Here is an 18239-nt window from a genome sequence, read left to right as displayed (position 1 = left end):
ATGACTTTGATTATTGCCGAAGCGGGTGTAAACCATAACGGTCAAGAAGAACTAGCATTTTCGTTGGTCGATGCTGCTCACAAAGCTGGAGCGGATATAGTAAAGTTCCAAACTTTTAAAGCAAAAAACCTAGTTACCGAAGAGGCTAAGCAAGCTGAATATCAAGTAACAAATACTCAAAAGCAAGAGTCTCAGTTAGCGATGTTAAGCCGTTTAGAACTGTCGTACGAGACCCACCATGATCTCGTCAAATACTGTGGTTCGCTTGGTATTGAGTTTCTATCAACAGCTTTCGATTTAGAAAGTTTAGATTTCTTAGTCAATGATCTTGGTTTAACGCGCTTGAAGTTGCCTTCCGGTGAGTTAACGAACGCTCCTCTTGTATTGGCTCATGCTCGTACTGGTTGTGATCTTATTGTATCAACAGGTATGGCAACACTTTCCGAAATTGAGACAGCTCTTGGAGTGATTGCTTTCGGTTATACAACAGATGAAAAAGCAGAACCTTCGATGCTAGGTTTCCAAGAAGCTTATGCATCAGAAGCTGGTCAAAAAGCGCTAAAAGAGAAAGTAACAATTCTTCATTGTACGACGGAATATCCCGCTCCAATGGAAGAAATCAACCTAAGAGCAATGGATACGCTAGGGCGAGCATTTGACTTGGCGGCAGGCTATTCGGACCATAGTGAAGGAATTACGATTCCAATTGCGGCTGTTGCTCGCGGTGCTGTTCTTATAGAGAAGCATTTTACGTTAGATAAAAACATGGAAGGTCCAGATCACAAAGCCTCTCTAGAGCCACAAGAGCTAGAGGCAATGGTAAAAGCCATCCGTCAGATTGAGATTGCATTAGGCTCTAGAGTAAAAACTCCTACAGTTTCTGAAGTGAAAAACAAATCCGTAGCACGCAAAAGCTTAGTAGCAGCAAAGGATATTGAAAAGGGCGAAGCGTTAACAGAATCTAACCTCACAATTAAGCGTCCAGGCATTGGTTTGTCCCCTTATCGCTATTGGGAACTTCTTGGCACTAAAGCAACCAAAGGATACAAAGCAGGAGAGTTGATCATTGAGTGATGAGGTGAATCTTCCTATTGTAATGATTGGTGGAGGCGGTCATGCCTCCGTTCTTGCTGAAATACTGCTTACGCAGGGAAGAGACATACTTGCCGTGATAAGCCCTGAAGATGTCAGTCAACGTTCTGTATTTAAGGGAATTTCCATTCTTGAAAAAGACGAAGATATTCTGAGGTTTGACAAAGACAAGATTCTTTTGGTCAACGGTATTGGAATGATGCCCAAATCCGGCTTTAAGAAAAAAATTAATGAATACTTTCTCTCATTAGGTTATCAGTTTGAGACGGTCATCGCTGACAGTGCATTCGTTTCACCTTTTTCTAAAATTGAAATTGGTGCTCAGATTTTACCTATGGCGATGATTCAGACTGGGGCTACAGTGGGGAGCCATAGTATAATCAACACGGGTGCCTTGGTTGAGCACGATTGTAAAATAGGTGCTTATAACCATATTGCTCCTAAAGCAACGTTGTGTGGTCAAGTCGAGACAAAAGAAAGTGTCTATGTTGGAGCTGGTTCAACGGTTATCCAAGGAATATCTATTGGCAGTGGCGCTATCGTGGGGGCTGGTGCTAGTCTCACTAAGTCTTTAGAAGAAAATACCATTGCATATCCTGCTAGAGCAGTAATTAAAACAAATTCTTAGAAAACAAAGGTAGAATATGAGTCATTGTTGGCAAAAAACGCTGATATCAGAATCAAGCACAATCAAGCAGGCATTAGAAATCATCAACAGCGAAGCATTGCGTGTCGCTGTGGTTGTTGATCAAGATAAAAAGCTTCTAGGCATGATTACTGATGGTGATATTCGACGTGGCTTATTAAATGATCTGGTGTTAACCGACTCGGTTGCCAAGGTAATGAATTCTGAGCCAATTACCGCAGAGCAAGGCGCATCAAAAGAGCATCTTGTAGAGTTAATGGAAAAAAAGCAAATTCTATCGGTTCCGTTACTTGACCAAGACAACAAAGTCGTAGGTTTGGAAACTCTTCACAGTGCGCTGAGTAAAGATAAATATCAGAACCCAGTATTCATTATGGCTGGTGGTTTTGGTACTCGCTTACGACCGCTGACGGACAACTGCCCTAAACCAATGTTAAAAGTTGGTGATAAACCTATTCTAGAAACTGTGATCAAGAGTTTTATCAAAGCTGGTTTTAGCAACTTTTACATCTCAACGCACTACATGCCAGAACAAATTCACCAACACTTTGGTGATGGTACTGATTTGGGGGTTAGCATCTCATATGTACACGAAGAGACTCCTTTGGGTACCGGTGGTGCTCTCGGCTTACTACCTGAAGATATGCCAAGAGATCTACCTTTAATTATGATCAATGGCGATGTGTTGACCAAAGTAGACTTCCAGCGCTTGTTAAATTTCCATATGGAAAATGATGCAGATGCAACAATGTGTGTTCGAGAGTACGACTACCAAATTCCTTATGGTGTTATTAATGGGGACGGTAATCAAATTACCAGCATGGTTGAAAAACCAGTTCAACGCTTTTTTGTTAACGCTGGTATCTATGTTTTGTCTCCTCGAGTGATTCAATCAGTAGAAAAGAATCAGAAAATCGACATGCCTACGTTGCTCGAGCAACACATGGAAGAGAGACAAAAAGTATTGATGTTCCCAATTCACGAATATTGGCTTGATATTGGCCGTATGGATGACTTTAACCGTGCGCAGATGGATATACTGTCTCTGGGGCTAGAGTAATGTTAGATGGTAAAAAAGTAATTGCTGTAATCCCTGCTAGGGGGGGCAGCAAGCGTCTGCCAAGGAAGAATATACTTCCATTGGGAGGAAAACCTCTGATCGGTTGGACAATTGAAGCTGCGCAAAATAGTACTTATGTAGATGATATTTTTATCAGTACTGATGACCAAGAAATTGCAGATGTAGCGAGTCAGTTTGGCATAGCTGTGCCTGAGCTAAGGCCGGAAGAGTTATCAACAGATACCGCAACCACTCAAAGCGTTCTTTTCTATACGGTAGAGAAGTACGCCAAGGAAGCCGATATTGTCGTTTTACTTCAGCCAACATCACCATTTCGTAGCTCTGACCATATCGATCAGGCTATAGAGTCTTTGGTTGAAAAGTCCGCTTTTTCTGTTGTGTCAGTGACACCATGCGAGCACCCACCTCAATGGGCAAACACTCTACCAGACAATGGTTCGATGAAAGACTTCCTTCGATTGGGTGATGGAAAACGTTCTCAAGATCTTGGCGAAGCATTCCGCTTAAATGGTGCGATATACGTATATGATCTTCATAGACTATTAGCTATAGGTGAAATGGCATATAGAGAAGATACATATGCTTACAAGATGCCAAATGACGCATCGATTGATATTGATAATCAAATCGATTTCGACATGGCAGAGTTTTTCTTCCAAAAGTATGGCTTTAACATCAGTTAGTGATAGTCCCTATTAGTCTAATATCAATATCTGATTATAAAGTTAATTTATAAGGAAAACTTAGAAAGGTAAATATATCAAATATCTTAGCCTTACTAATCGTTTTGATTTTATATAAAAGGTAATATAATGTCTAAGTTTTTACTATGCAGTTCAGAACGTAGTTTTAATAACAATGTCGAGAACTCATTAGAAAATAACTTTTCTATTTGCACTAAAGCTGAGTCTACGGGCTATTTTCATGTTTCATATAAAAAGCTGAACAATGATAAAAAAGACTATTTTAGCTCTGAACTAGGTAAGGTGTCTTCAGTTGGTAGTTTTATCTACAGAAATCAAACTGGCACTGATGGTTTAAAGAATATTCTGATAGATTTCCTCTCCCATAAAAATATTTCCAAGTTAAAGTCAGCGATAATTGGTAACTATTCAATTACTATTGAATTAGAAAACGAATTTTATTGCTTTTGTGACGGTAATGATGTTTTTGATCTTTTCTATTTTTTAGGTAAAGACAACTGGGCAATTTCCAACAATCTTAATGATGTGGTTTCTGCAATTGATGGAAAAGTTGAGCCTAATAAAAACGCTATTTTAGAAATGGTTATTCAGAATGGAATTTTGGATAATCAAACAATTTTTAGATCTGTATTCAGATTAAAGGGTTATGAATACCTATATTTATCACGTGAACATCAGGCTCCATTGGTATTAGAGCATGAGAATATTTACTTTGATATAGAGAGTCATGAAGGTTTAGATTACACAGACTTAGTAACTAAACAGTGTACTGACATGGCTAAAATTATATCATCTTCATATAAGAACGTTTCTGTTTGTATGACTGGCGGTTTAGATTCGAGAATTACACTTTCATCTTACTTATCTGTTGGAGTTGCACCATCATTGTTCTATGGGGTAGGTGATTCATCTCTAACAAATACTAAAATGCGAGATCTAGAAATCGTTAAATTAGTAAAAGATGAATTTGATTTAAATTTGAAAGTAATGGACTGGTCAGCAGGTATAGATATTGATGATTCATGGAGCCAGTTAATCGAAAAATTTGGTTTACTAGGTAGTGTTTACTCAGGGATACCAAACGTTCACAAGTCTTTATCTGAGTTTGATGGCGATAGCTTAGTTGACTTTGGCTATTTCGGTGAACCATTAAGAAATGTTGAATCTCTTTCTGCTTATAAAAAAGATATATTCACATTAGAACAATTTATAGATGATATTTATCTTGATAAAAATGCTAAAGCTAGCTTAACGCAACAAGAGTTTGAAGAGTTTAGAGAATATCTGTATCAAAAAGCTAAAGGTGTGTGCGTTAGGTATAATTTAGACACAGAAAGTCTGAGTAAAGATGATTTCTGTAAAATACATAATGAATACAGAAAGTCTGCAGACACAGCTTTAGTAAACTTGATGAACTATTACTGTTACTCTATAAACTTACTCTCTTTGCCTCAAATTGAGACAATGATAAAGCAGATACCAGCAAAAGAGAAAGCTAACTCTAGCTTAATGTTGAAAATAGTTAACCATCTAGATCCAAATCTCCTAAAGTTACCTATATTCTCCCATTGTCGAAACAGTATTTTTTGTAGTAAGACGTATACGTTGAAGCTAGCAAAATCTGAAGCATTCAAGGAAGGTTTAAAGAGTTACATCTACAAGGTGGGTTTGTATAGAACGTTGAAAGAGCTTTACTCCAAAGTTAGAGCTAGTAAGAATGAAACTCCAGACAAAAATGGGAAAATAAAAGAAAAACTAATAGATATGTATAACGCCAACACTTATAACTTTTGTTCTATGGGTGTTTTTAAAGGCGCTGATGTTAGAAAAGTTTCAAAGTATAACTATCTAGTTAGAATGATAGAGAAAGAAAATAGTAAAAATAATTAACTATAAGTGTCATAAAATATGAATATAAGTAGTTTGAAACTACTACTACTAAGGCCAGTAGTTATCTATCTACTGGCTGATGTATTGGTAAAGAGTATGCAGTTTTTTCTTATGCCAACGGCATCTCACTTGCTTAGTATTGATGAGTATGGAAAATTAACTTTATTCTTAGCTTTACTTACTGCTCTAGTTCCAGTAGTGAGTTTGTCAAGTGAGTCGGCTTTCTCGATATTCTATAATCAGGAGTTAGGAAAGGATAAGAAGCGCTTATTTATCAATAGTATAATGGTGGCTGCTACTGGTTATGTTGTTTTTAGTGCGGCTACTTTAGTGCTATCATATTTTGACGATAACCTTTTGTTCAGTATCATATCGTTGAAATATCAAATGACAAAAATGTTACTTATAGTGTTTCTCGAATACTTTGTTAACATATTTCTTCTCTCCAGTCGCTTGGACTTTAAAAAAACTGACTACTTCTTTTGGTTTGTATTTTACTTTTTATTGAAGTTTATATTCGGTCTAGGTGCCATTTATATATTTGAAAGCTCTGATTCTTATTTGAACTCAATATTGTTGCTCAATACGATATTTGTATTCGTTGTTTTATGGAAAGTGTTTGGGAAGAAATTATTAAATCGAGACTTTTTGACGTTTGATAAACAGATATACTTAAGAATTATTAAGTATTCGATGATAATTTTACCTGTAACAATGTTTTCTGTAGTTAACTCTATGATAGACAAAGTATATATTACATCTCTTTTGTCTGTTTCAGATTTAGCAAACTATACATCTATATTTCTACTATCCGGCTCTATTCAAATTGTAATATTGGCTATGAATAAGGCTTATATGCCAAAGTTACTCAAACTATATGCCCAGTATGGTTATCTTTCATTGCGTAAAATGAAAAAAGAGACTAAAAGGGTTATGCTAGCAAATTACTTTGTATTTTTGGTTTGTGTGATTTTATTGCCTTTTTTGTTTGGTTATATTTATAGCGAAAAGATAACCTTTAATTATGGTGTATTTCTGGTTCTGAGTCTAAGTTTTTTATTTAATACAATATATATATTATTTACTAATGTTCTTTCATTAGAAGAGAGTACTGCTAAATATAAAATGTTTGGTTTTTTGTTTGCTACATTTGTAAATATTCCACTTAGTTATTTCTTTACATTAAAGTTTGGGATTCTAGGAGCTGCAATATCAACTTTGGCAAGTTGTACTTTCGCAGCATTTATTCTTTTTTTATTTGTTAATGTAAAGGTTGAAAGATATTACCTTGTTAAAGAGAGTTTTGTTTTTTTCTCTTCTTCAATATCTACGGTTTTGCTTCTCTTCTATTTTAATTCTAATCTGGGGTTATATTGAGTTTTATTTGTATAATAACTCATGGTTTGGTTTTAAGGTTCTTTGAATTTCAAATTTTGATTTTTAAGGTTTAGTTTAAATAGGTTAATAATACTTTGGTTTTGCTATGATTTTTTCTGCAAAAAACTACTTATATTTGATGATGGCAACTGTAGTTTTGTTTTTAATATCGCGTCAAAATCTAATTAATTTAGGTTCGCTATCTTACCTTAGTCACATATATATACTGATTTGTGTTGCAGCTTTTTTTATATGTGTCCTCTATAAACCAGTAAAGCGTCGATTTCTATTTTTAGTTGTTTTTCTATTTGCGTATTCAGGATTTATGGTTATTAGAAATGGCGTACCAATAATTAACATTCTTCAAACCTTTTTGACGTTAAAATTTGTGTTTGTCTTTTTTGTAATGGCTTACGCATTAAACACAGATAGACCTCTTATTCTAGCAAAGTTTACAGCTTTTTTAACTTATATAGTTCTACTTTCTTCTGTTTTCGTTGTTTGTGATTACTTAATGCCTAATGTGTTGTATTCATTGGCAAAAGACGGAAGGGGAATTATGGGGGTTTCACCTGGTTCATTTTTTGGTTCTAGGGTTTTGTATTCTGGGTTCTTGCTGCTGTATAGTATTCTTCTTCTCTCATTTAAATATGATGAATTCACAAAGAAATACTTTATTTACCGCCCCAAATACTACTGGTTTCTAATTGTATTTTCATTTCTTTTATTGTTCTTAACCTTCTCTCGCAAAGAGTTGCTACTTTTGTTATTAGCATATGCTATAACAATAATGTACAAGAACAAGGGCCTAATAAGGTTACTCGGTTCGGTAACTCTCGTTCTTTCTACTCCAATAATCTTAGGAGGACTTTGGGTATTAATTGGTGACTCTGTTCTTGAGAACTTCAACGAAAACTATGTCCGTTATAAGATCTTTTATTATGCGATGGAGATATTCGAGTATAACTTCCCATTTGGTGCTGGCCCGGGGACATATGGAACCGTCATGTCCAAGATGTACACGGATGTGTATACCTTTTTTAACGTAGATAGGGCAATTATTGGTTATGGAAGTCAGATCGAAGGGCCGATTTTTGATCTGTTCTTTGTTTCACTGATTGCGGAGTATGGCCTTGGAATAATATTTGTTATGTGGTTTATCTTTCAGCCTTTTTTTGCTGAAAAAGATGGTTATGTTGACCAGGTTGCCCATGTTAGGTTGATTCGTATTAATGGATTTTTGATGCTTGTTGGGATTGGCTCGATGGTACCCATTATGGGGAATATGATAGGATTATTGCTTTTCTTTTTACTAGGGATATTGACTTCGAACAATGCTATCTTTGTTCATAGTCGGAAGCGAACAAATGCATAAAGTCGTAGAAACACATATTCTTGAAAACAACCTTAGCAACGAAGCTGAGGTTTGGCCTTTACTCAAATACCAAATGACTCGCCATATCACTCTGTCTAAAGGGGTGGAGGATATGGAGTTTAAATCAAAGTCATATATCTCATTGCTGCTTTCTCTGATTTTTAGCTTCTGCAACTTATTTAGGGCGAGATTCAATAAAAAGGCCACGGCTTACTTTGGTGCATTCTCCCGAGTTTCAATAAATGAGGGCGTGATTTATGATGAATTTGTTTCACCTGAAAAGCAGAAAAAACTCTGTACTTTGTATCATTGCTCAAATTTTGAAGGTGTAAAGCTCCTGACGTGCTTCAAGCGTGGTGTCATCTTTGAAAACCTGATCATAAAACTGCTAGTCGTGTTCATTAAACGTTTTGGTGGGCGTGCACGAACTCCTGAGCTCTCAGAGGAATTCTTCGCCTTATTGAATCAAGAATATGGCGTTTCCAAACAGACAGTAGAAGCCTTTTTACTAGATTACGAAAGTAAGAAAGCTGCGTATACGAAGCTCTTAAAATGGTTAGGCGTTCAAAACGTAGAAATCGTCTCTGCATATACAAAACCAGCCATTGTGAGTGCAGCAAACGGACTCGGCATTAAGACCCTAGAATACCAACACGGCTTACTAGCGCCTTACCACCCTTCGTATCACTATGTTGGTGAAGAACTTTGGCGCAGTAGCATGTTGCCAACCCGTCTGAAGCTTTATTCAAGTTATTGGCAAATGAAAATGCGCCAAGCTAACTTCGTTCCTGAACATGGAATAGAAGTCGAGGGGGCGTTACCCCAAGCTTGTGACGAAGTGAAGAAAGAGGTGTTCAACCAAGTAGGGAATGACAAGTTCTTCATTTTTACAGGACAAGGCATTTGCTATACGGAAGTTGCTGACTTTGTTGCAAGTTTAATCGAACAATTCCCAAACTATACCGTAGTTTATCGACCTCATCCGCGTGAGCATCAAAACCATACTCAACTCTCTGCGCTAGTACAAAACGAAAAATTCAAAGTAATCGACCGAGATGCCTACCAAGATACGCTTACTTTAATTGGTGCATCTAAAGCTCACTTCTCAATATTCTCCTCTTGTCACTTTGAAGCTTTAGAGCTTCTTGGGAGAACTTACGTACTTGATGTCGTGGAAAACAACTTAATGAAAGAAGGTGGTGAGGACGAAAATATAATCTTCATTACTAAAGCATCCCAAATTATGGACATATAGTGCCAAAGTACTTCTATGAAAAAGTTAAAGCTCGTAATTTATTATTTATTTTTCTACAACTTACCTAACTCAAGATACTTGCCACTGTTTAGTAAACTTCGTTGCTGGTACTTGACTCGAGTATTAAAAGTTGTAACGGCACATCCAAAAAACCGATTAGAGAATAGAATTTACATCTCCAACGCTTCTGAGTTAAAAATCGGTCATAACGTTCGCATCAACGAGAATGTCTTCATTCAAAGTGCCACAATAGGCAACAATGTAATGATTGCGCCAAACGTAGCAATTCTTTCCAGCACGCATAGTTATGAAAGATTAGATATTCCGATGGTTGATCAAGAAGATGTGTTTGGCCTTCCGCCAGTTATTGAGGATGATGTTTGGATCGGTAGAAATGTTGTTATAAAGCATGGTATTACTATTGGGAAGGGTGCAATTGTTGGTGCGTGCTCGCTGGTGACAAAAGACGTCCCAAGTTATGCAATTGTTGGTGGTGTACCAGCAAAAGTAATTAAATATAGAAGTGCCCAAGAAACAGAAAAGAAGTGCGAAAATGAATAAAACATGCAAAATTGGTGGGCTAGATATCTCTGCATTCGACAGTATGGATCACGCTGTTGACTCTATCTTACATCAGGGAAATGTTGTTAGTGGCTTTGCTGTTGCCGTGAATGCTGAAAAAATCGTATCAAGCTATGAACAGGCTGATGTAAAGAGAATCCTAGAGTCTGCGAGCATTCGTTATCCAGATGGGGCTGGGGTTTCTTTGGTCATGTCCAGGCGCGGCTGCCCAAGTGCGAGAATTCCTGGTTGTGACTTATGGTTGGAGCTAATGAAAGGGTCTGCGCCGCTGAGTGTGCCAGTATTTATCGTTGGCGCTAAACCAGAGGTTAACCAACAGACCGTTGATAAGTTAAAACAAGAACTTAATGTTAATGTCGTTGATGCTTGCGATGGCTATTTTAAAGATGAAGCGGAGCTTATAAACAGAATTAAGGAAAGCAAAGCGAAAGTCATAACGGTGGCACTTGGCTCTCCTAGACAAGAGGATTTTATTAACAAATGTCGTGAAGTTTATCCAGATGCCTTCTACATGGGGGTAGGCGGTACTTACGATGTGTTCACGGATCGAGTGAAACGTGCTCCTCAATGGGCTCAGAAGTACAACCTTGAGTGGTTTTACCGTTTAATATGCCAACCGACAAGAATTACACGTCAAATTAAGCTTGTTAAATACTTGTCTCTAGTGGTGACAAAGAAAGCTTAATTTTACTTTCTTGTATAAATAGAAAAATGCCCACGGTGTTGCGGGCATTTTTTTTGATTTCAAATTATATTACAAAGAGTTAGCTATTTGAAATCGTAACTGTTTCAGGCTTTCCCAGCTTGCTACGCACATAACTGGTGATGCGCCAAACGTAAGACAGAATAAAGCAATAAGCCACAAAACAGGCGATGAAGGTATAGAACATGATAGCTTCAGATAGACCGGTCAATTCACCATAGATACCAAATGCCGCATATGCAGATGCAATCAGGCAAATCACAACAAGAGTTTGTTTCGAGCTTAAACCCATACGTTGGAAAATATGATGCAAGTGTTCTCTGTCAGGTTTGAATGGCGAATCCCCGCGGCGAACGCGGCGAATCATGATGGCCGCCATGTCCATCAACGGAACCGCAATTAACCACAATGCTGTTACTGGACGCATCAAAGGTTTGCTTTCTGCTTGGCTGACACCGAGCAACAGCCAAATAACTGTAAAGCCAATCATCATGCTGCCTGCGTCACCCATAAATACTTTTCGAGCGCGCCCTAAAATACCCAAGTTCATGAAAATATACGGCAGCATGGCAACAATAATTACCACACAGAGGTAAGCTAAGCCGTGTTGGGCGTCTACCCTCAATAAATAGGCAAGAGCGCCAAAGGTTACAATAGAAAGCCCACCCAGAAGACCATCAATGCCGTCTACCATATTAAAAGCATTGATTGCACCTATCACCGCTAACACTGTAATCACAATGCCAGTCCAACCTAAGTTGATTTCACCAAAACCGAACATGTTTCCTAAACTGTGCAGTTCAATACCGGCAATATGAATCATCACTAAAGACAAGCCAGCCTGAACCCCCATGCGTATCTTGAAACTCAAGTCGACCTTATCGTCGATGGCTCCGATAAGCGTTAAGAGTGCGATAGAACATACATACAGCCAACTGTATTCGATAACTTGTGGTTTAAAGGTGAGAAATTGGATAAGAACAATGCAGATAGAAATCCCACCGATAAGTGGAACAGCACCTTCATGTAACTTCCTTTCGTTTGGTTTATCGACTAAGCCAACCGACTTAGCAACCTTACGCATGAGAAACAAAGTGGCAAACGAAGAAAAGAAGATAAATAGAAGTTCCAGAAACATAATAGTGCCAACTGCCATTGTAATTATTCGACGGCTATTTTAACCGACAAGGTAACTATCTCAAGGAGAAAATAAGCAACGAAATGGTAGCAAAACGTTACTTTTACACTATTTCTCCTGATTTACTTATCAGTAAATTAAAGCACAATGTTCGTTTTTTTCCTGGCAAAATGTTGATACAGCTCCGCTTTTGCCATTCTTTCACCATGAATCAAATGCACTTCTTTTGGTGGTGGATTAATTCCTTCTACAAAGCGAATTAGATCGGATTGATCTGCATGAGCAGAATAGCCAGACATCGTATGTATTTGAGCTTTAACTTTAATTCTCTTTCCTTCGATATCAACCTCACTCGCACCCTCTTGAATTTCTCTCCCTAGCGTTCCCTCAGCTTGATAGCCAGCAAACAGCACATCATTACGGCTATCTGGTAACAACGCATTGAGGTAATTCACCACTCGACCACCTTCGCACATCCCAGAGGCAGCAACCACAATAGCAGGTTCAGAAGTGCTCGCGAGACGATTCACCAATCTCATATGTTCAGCATGAGTCTCAATCGTAATACATTGTTCAAACCCGAGAGGATGACGATGTTGCTCCAAACGCCTTTTTGCTTCTTTACCCCAAAGCTTTTTAAAGCGCCGATAAGTCTTTGTCACTTTTCGTGCTAAAGGCGAATCAAGAATAATTGGTAGGGCACCATGTAAAGACTCCTGGTGCAGAAGCTGTTCGATATCGAATAACAGTTCTTGTGTCCTACCGACACTAAAAGCAGGAATAACAATCACACCATCATCTTCCAGCGCATGTTCGATAATAGAGAGCAATCGAGTGCTTCTACTTTTCACGCTTTCATGGTGCTTATCACCATAGGTCGACTCAATAAACAAATAGTCTGCTTTTTCAGGAGGTTTCGGATCTGGGAGTAAAGGCGTATCACTTGGACCGAGATCACCAGAAAATACCACTACGTCATTATTTGAGAGTTTAAATTCCAAATAAGCAGAACCTAAAATATGGCCCGCAGGTTGAAAGCGTATATAAGCCAACTCCTTAAGAGGAAGCCATGTATTGTACTGACATGGCACCAATCGTTGCTTAATTAGATTTAATATATGTTGCCGTTGATGTTTGCCTAAACCCAGCTGTAGCTTTAATCCGTCCTCTAACATAAGAGGGACCAACTCAGCAGTAGCTTGTGTGCAGTAGATTTTGCCTTTAAAACCAGCAGCGAGTAACCATGGTAATCGGCCTATATGGTCAATATGAGCATGGGTCAGTACCAGCGCTTTTACCTTGGTTAAAGAAAAATCTATTGCCAGCGAACGATCATGACGACCTACCAATGCATCTTTACCTTGAAATAACCCGCAGTCGATCAAAATGCTCCCTTGCTCAAGTCGCAGTTCGTGACAAGAGCCCGTCACCGTATCCTTCCCACCATGATGAAGTACTTTCATAGCTATCTCCTTTTCATAGGCATCAATGTAATGAATCGAAGAAAGAAGAGGGAGGGTAACCGACCAGATAAACACGAAAGTAGGAGTCAAAATGCTAGGGGAGTGTTAAACGGTGTTTTAAGTTGCATTAAATTGTGATGCATATTCCACATAGGCAACTTTTTGCATTTTGTAATAAATATAAACGAATAAATGCGTATTATAAAACGCGCTTTAGGTAGGCAGAATTTACGATTTTCTGGTTAAACTGACGCCTTATATCTTGGTTAGTTGTCATAAAAAAGCCATTTTTTTGTCAGTCTTGTACTTTTCGTTGCAACCTGTTTGCTATACAATTCTTTGCCTTGAGCACAAATGATAAAAAACCAAATGCATTGCCTTTAGGAGCCAGACCTAAGGGCGGTAGCGTGCCAAAAAGCAAAACAAAGCTCTCTAAGTGACATAAAAATGTCACCAGATAAATATAAATACAATTAAGCACATAGTTGCATTTCTGGCAAGGCTCTATAATTAAAATAGAGACTTCAAACAAACACTTAAAACACCTCCTGTTACGTCAGAGGAGGAGAAAACAGTAATGAATACTGTTTTGAAAAGATAATGGCTAGGCATCAGGTTTATCAACTAATACCTATCAACGACAGTCTTCATAAAAGTTACTTTTTGTGATAACGACTGACCCGCCTAAATTATCTACCTAGATTTCTGTTCCCCAAAGGTATCGCTTGTGCACTTGTGGCGCATTCGTTTGTGTATTTTCCTCTGGGGTTATTGTGCTGTCCGAAACAATGCTTTTTTAATGTAAGCAGAAGCGTTGTATCCATCACTCGCGATTATTCACATCAACGTCCTATTCTTTGGCCTAGGTTATTTACAATGTCTAAAAAGAAAATTCTCACGGTATTCGGTACACGTCCAGAAGCCATAAAAATGGCTCCTTTGGTTCATGCGCTTGCAAATGATGAGCGATTTGACGCGAAGTGCTGCGTTACCGCTCAACACCGAGAAATGCTGGATCAGGTATTAGAGTTATTTGAAATAAAGCCAGATTACGATCTTAACTTGATGAAGGCTGGTCAATCACTGAACGATGTAACGGCCCGTATCTTACTGGAACTAAAACCCGTACTTCAGGAGTTTCAACCGGATGTCGTGTTAGTCCATGGTGATACGGCCACCACCTTTGCAGCAAGCTTGGCCGCGTATTATGAGCAAATTGCTGTTGGTCATGTAGAAGCCGGTCTTCGCACCGGTAACATTTACTCCCCATGGCCAGAAGAAGCCAATAGAAAGCTAACAGGAGCACTAACTAAGTATCACTTTGCTCCTACAGAAACCTCCCAAAACAATCTGCTACAAGAAAATATCAGCTCTGAACACATCTGTGTGACGGGTAATACCGTTATCGATGCTTTATTGATGGTTAAAGACAAAATTGATAGCGACAGTGCGCTTAACCAACAGTTGGCAAGCCAATTCCCAATGCTTGATGAAAGCAAAAAGCTGATTTTGGTCACTGGTCATCGTCGCGAGAGTTTTGGTGGCGGTTTTGAACGCATTTGTGAAGCTTTAGCTAAAACTGCGCAAGACCACCCTGAAGCACAAATCTTATACCCAGTACACCTAAACCCGAATGTAAGAGAACCAGTAAATCGCATTCTGTCAAACGTCGATAATGTGCACCTCATTGAACCTCAACAATATCTACCATTTATCTACCTGATGAGCCGCGCGCATATCATTTTAACCGACTCCGGTGGTATTCAAGAAGAAGCCCCTTCGCTAGGCAAACCTGTATTAGTTATGCGTGACACAACAGAAAGACCAGAAGCCGTTGCCGCGGGTACAGTGAAACTCGTTGGAACCGACGTTGATAAGATAGTCACTGGTTTAGATGTACTACTTAATGACAAAGATGCTTACCAAGCGATGAGCTTTGCACACAACCCTTATGGTGATGGTCTAGCATGTCAGCGTATTTTAGAAGAATTAGCAAAATAATCATTTAGTTAGGAAAAAATTATGTCTTTTGAAACAATTTCAGTTATTGGCTTAGGTTACATCGGCTTGCCAACCGCAGCGATGTTTGCATCACGTAAGAAAAAGGTAATAGGTGTTGATGTAAACCAGCATGCGGTTGATACCATCAACCAAGGCAAAATCCATATTGTTGAGCCGGATCTCGATATGATCGTAAGTGCAGCAGTGTCTGAAGGTTACTTGAAAGCAACCACAACGCCAGAGCCGGCAGATGCATTCCTAATTGCGGTTCCAACGCCATTTTTGCCATGTAAAGAAGGTGAAGTACCAGCGCCTGATTTGTCTTACATTGAAGCGGCAAGTAAAGCCATAGCACCAGTTCTTAAAAAAGGTGACCTCGTTATTCTTGAATCCACGTCACCTGTGGGTGCCACAGAGCAAATGGCCGCTTGGCTAGCTGAAGCTCGTGATGATCTGACTTTCCCACAAACGCATGGCGAACAAGCAGATGTGAATATCGCTCACTGCCCGGAGCGTGTATTGCCTGGTCACGTTGTTCGTGAATTGGTAGAAAATGATCGCGTTATTGGCGGTATGTCTACTCGCTGCTCTGAGCGCTCAGTAGAGTTGTACCGTATCTTTGTACAAGGTGAATGTGTCGTAACAAATGCGCGCACAGCGGAAATGGCAAAACTGACAGAAAACAGCTCGCGTGATGTTCAAATCGCTTTTGCTAACGAACTTTCAATCATTTGCGACAAGCTAGACATCAATGTATGGGAATTGATTGCACTCGCGAACCGCCACCCTCGCGTAAACATCCTTCAGCCAGGCCCTGGTGTAGGTGGCCACTGCATTGCGGTTGACCCTTGGTTCATTGTGTCAAAAACACCAGAAGAAGCACAAATTATCCACACGGCACGTAAAGTGAACGACGGCAAACCGGATTGGGTAATTAATAAAGTAAAACTAGCAGTTGCCGAGTTTTTACAAGCAAACCCAGATAAAACAGCCCGCGAGGTGACGGTTGCTTGCTACGGTTTGGCCTTTAAACCTGATATTGATGACTTACGTGAGAGCCCTGCGATGGCTATTACACAAAAAATCGCAGAAATGCACGCTGGTCGTGTTGTTGCTGTAGAACCAAATATTGAATCTATTCCAGAGAAACTAAAACACGTTGAGCTAATGGACTTTGAGAGTGCGCCTAAAGAAGCAGATATTCAAGTGTTACTAGTTGATCATAAAGAATTTAAAGAGCGACCTGTTAATAGTGGGTTAGTCGTAGATACTAAAGGTATTTGGAACTAAGGTGAAGAACATATAATGTTGAACCTCATAAAAAATTCTAAACTGGGAGATAGGTTAGGTAAGTTGTTGAGGTCAAGTTTATGGAATGCGACTGCAAACTTCTTAGTTAAAATAAATTTCCTTGTTCTAACTTTTTTCTGCTCTCAAGTGTTTGCAATTGATGACTTTGGGCGATTCGCCATAGTCTTAAGTACTCTAATGTCATTTCAGATTTTTGCATCAATGGGGTTAGCCACCGCAGCAGCAAAGTTCTCTGCACTATATAGAGATACTGATAGAGTGGTACCAATGTTATCATCTGTAACTTTACTTTTGTTATTCTTTTCCTGTGTATCAGCATTATTTTTGTATTTCTTAGGAGAATATATTTCAAAGGAGATACTTAAAGATGAAAGCCTTAAAGTTTATCTTGAAATTTCTAGCGTTACACTTCTTTTTGCTGCCCTAAAATCACTGTTCACAGGTCTTCTTCAAGGGATAGGAGAATATAGGACGATATCATCGAGCAACTTGAAAAGTGTGTTGATAACTATACCTGTGTTTTTTATATTGGCTTACTTCTTTGGTCTAATAGGAGCAGTTATTGGTTTATTGTTTATCGAATTAACGTTTGCTTTGTCTTTATTAATAAAGTCGATTAATCGGCAATGTTTTTATTTTCGCTTTTTTTTGATAAAGAAAATTAACATATGTGAGGTTTTGAAGTTTACGTTACCAATCAGTTTGTCTGGTATGTTAATAATGCCTGTTAATTGGTATTTACTTAAAGAGGTTGCTGTTAATTACTCCTATCTTGAAGTGGGGGCAATTAATGTCCTTAATCAATGGCAAGCTGTATTAGTTTTCATCCCACTTAGTATAGGTACTGTAATGATGCCTATGATGACGAATGCTAATGAACAGAAAAATACATATATAAGAATGACAAAGATTATTTTTTTATTTTCTTTTGTGGTTGTTCTCTTTTATTCACTAGCTATAGATTGGATTATTAGCCTATATGGTAGTGATTATAATACCCTTATTAGCCCTGAACTAATCAGTATGTTTGCATTATGTGTTATTATTGTTCCATTGAATAATCAGGTTTTAAATTATGTATTATCTATTGGGAAGCCAAATGTATTAATGGTTGCAAATATTTTTTGGTGTGTATTAACAGTAGCTCTTTTTGAAAGTTTAATAATACAGGATGGAATTTTGACAAAATATTTCTTTGTTAGGTTTATATCGTACTTTGTTTCAACGGCCTTAATGATCTTGGTGTGCACAAAAATTTCTCGTTATGAAAGTAAGGCTATAGGATAGAAAATGAGAATCAACTTAGTGAATGTAGGTGGTTTCTCTTTATTGATTTTTTTGGCATTTGGTCCTGTATATTGGTTTGGGAGTATTTCCCCTGGAGTTGTAAAACCTATTCTATACGTTTTTTTACTAATGTTTTTTATTTCTTCTTCACTGAGAATTATTAGCAACCGACTAGTTTTTAAATCAAATTCTAGCTTTAATTTTTTTGAGGTCGCACTACTAATCTCACTGATGTTTATATCTTCTGTTTTTAATGATAATTTTGATTCTTTTATAGCAAGAACCATTGAGTTTATATTCATATTTATACTAATAAAGACGATAATATCTGATG

At 38.2% G+C, this 18239-nt stretch carries 16 protein-coding genes; 13 read left to right on the top strand and 3 right to left on the bottom strand.

Annotation, left to right across the window (positions count from 1 at the left end; translation table 11 throughout):
* From neuB to R7E78_RS17460, 10 genes are all read left to right on the top strand, one after another.
* Entirely contained in the window at positions 1–1074 is a 1074-nt protein-coding gene (gene neuB / locus R7E78_RS17505) for an N-acetylneuraminate synthase (RefSeq protein WP_054574212.1), read from the top strand.
* The gene (locus R7E78_RS17500) at positions 1067–1720 is read left to right on the top strand and encodes an acetyltransferase (RefSeq protein ID WP_025591383.1); all 654 of its coding nucleotides are present in this window, start codon (positions 1067–1069) and stop codon (positions 1718–1720) included. The genes neuB and R7E78_RS17500 overlap by 8 nt, the downstream gene beginning before the upstream one ends.
* A gap of 16 nt (positions 1721–1736) precedes the next feature.
* Positions 1737–2798, top strand: a complete 1062-nt coding sequence (locus tag R7E78_RS17495; protein ID WP_054574214.1) for a nucleotidyltransferase family protein — start codon at positions 1737–1739, stop codon at positions 2796–2798.
* A complete protein-coding gene (locus tag R7E78_RS17490) occupies positions 2798–3502 on the top strand; it encodes an acylneuraminate cytidylyltransferase family protein (RefSeq protein ID WP_262644230.1) in 705 nt (234 codons plus the stop codon). Before R7E78_RS17495 ends, R7E78_RS17490 begins: the two co-directional genes overlap by 1 nt.
* Positions 3503–3631: 129 nt before the next feature.
* On the top strand, positions 3632–5413 hold the full coding sequence (locus R7E78_RS17485) for a hypothetical protein (RefSeq protein ID WP_262644229.1): 1782 nt from the start codon (positions 3632–3634) through the stop codon (positions 5411–5413).
* Positions 5414–5509: 96 nt separating this feature from the next.
* The gene (locus R7E78_RS17480; RefSeq protein ID WP_262644228.1) at positions 5510–6790 is read left to right on the top strand and encodes a polysaccharide biosynthesis C-terminal domain-containing protein; all 1281 of its coding nucleotides are present in this window, start codon (positions 5510–5512) and stop codon (positions 6788–6790) included.
* Between the two features lie 106 nt (positions 6791–6896).
* Positions 6897–8165, top strand: a complete 1269-nt coding sequence (locus R7E78_RS17475; RefSeq protein WP_262644227.1) for a hypothetical protein — start codon at positions 6897–6899, stop codon at positions 8163–8165.
* Positions 8158–9420, top strand: a complete 1263-nt coding sequence (locus R7E78_RS17470) for a hypothetical protein (protein WP_085569704.1) — start codon at positions 8158–8160, stop codon at positions 9418–9420. The genes R7E78_RS17475 and R7E78_RS17470 overlap by 8 nt, the downstream gene beginning before the upstream one ends.
* 15 nt (positions 9421–9435) lie before the next feature.
* On the top strand, positions 9436–9981 hold the full coding sequence (locus R7E78_RS17465) for an acyltransferase (RefSeq protein WP_054574219.1): 546 nt from the start codon (positions 9436–9438) through the stop codon (positions 9979–9981).
* Positions 9974–10687 (top strand): WecB/TagA/CpsF family glycosyltransferase, encoded by a 714-nt coding sequence (locus R7E78_RS17460; RefSeq protein WP_262644226.1) that lies wholly within the window; start codon positions 9974–9976, stop codon positions 10685–10687. The genes R7E78_RS17465 and R7E78_RS17460 overlap by 8 nt, the downstream gene beginning before the upstream one ends.
* A 79-nt stretch (positions 10688–10766) precedes the next feature.
* Here R7E78_RS17460 and wecA read toward each other — a convergent pair whose 3' ends face one another.
* Together wecA and R7E78_RS17450 are read right to left on the bottom strand one after the other, a co-directional pair.
* On the bottom strand, positions 10767–11843 hold the full coding sequence (gene wecA, locus R7E78_RS17455) for a UDP-N-acetylglucosamine--undecaprenyl-phosphate N-acetylglucosaminephosphotransferase (protein WP_054574221.1): 1077 nt from the start codon (positions 11841–11843) through the stop codon (positions 10767–10769).
* 137 nt (positions 11844–11980) lie between these two features.
* Entirely contained in the window at positions 11981–13306 is a 1326-nt protein-coding gene (locus R7E78_RS17450) for an MBL fold metallo-hydrolase (protein WP_318058113.1), read from the bottom strand.
* Between the two features lie 876 nt (positions 13307–14182).
* Between R7E78_RS17450 and wecB the strand changes: the two genes are divergently transcribed.
* From wecB to R7E78_RS17435, 3 genes are read left to right on the top strand one after another with little or no spacing between them, the layout of a single operon-like run.
* Positions 14183–15307 carry a non-hydrolyzing UDP-N-acetylglucosamine 2-epimerase gene (gene wecB, locus R7E78_RS17445; protein ID WP_104971192.1) on the top strand — a complete coding sequence of 375 codons (1125 nt, stop codon included), beginning with the start codon at positions 14183–14185 and terminating at the stop codon, positions 15305–15307.
* A gap of 21 nt (positions 15308–15328) precedes the next feature.
* The gene (wecC, locus tag R7E78_RS17440; protein WP_140316521.1) at positions 15329–16597 is read left to right on the top strand and encodes a UDP-N-acetyl-D-mannosamine dehydrogenase; all 1269 of its coding nucleotides are present in this window, start codon (positions 15329–15331) and stop codon (positions 16595–16597) included.
* A gap of 15 nt (positions 16598–16612) precedes the next feature.
* On the top strand, positions 16613–17905 hold the full coding sequence (locus tag R7E78_RS17435; protein ID WP_140316520.1) for an oligosaccharide flippase family protein: 1293 nt from the start codon (positions 16613–16615) through the stop codon (positions 17903–17905).
* Here R7E78_RS17435 and R7E78_RS17430 read toward each other — a convergent pair.
* Positions 17881–18207 (bottom strand): hypothetical protein, encoded by a 327-nt coding sequence (locus R7E78_RS17430; RefSeq protein ID WP_318058112.1) that lies wholly within the window; start codon positions 18205–18207, stop codon positions 17881–17883. The two genes, R7E78_RS17435 and R7E78_RS17430, sit on opposite strands and share 25 nt — an antisense overlap.
* Positions 18208–18239 lie beyond the last annotated feature (32 nt).

Source organism: Vibrio sp. YT-19(2023), from assembly GCF_033337395.1.
This window is presented reverse-complemented; position numbering and strand designations above follow the sequence as displayed.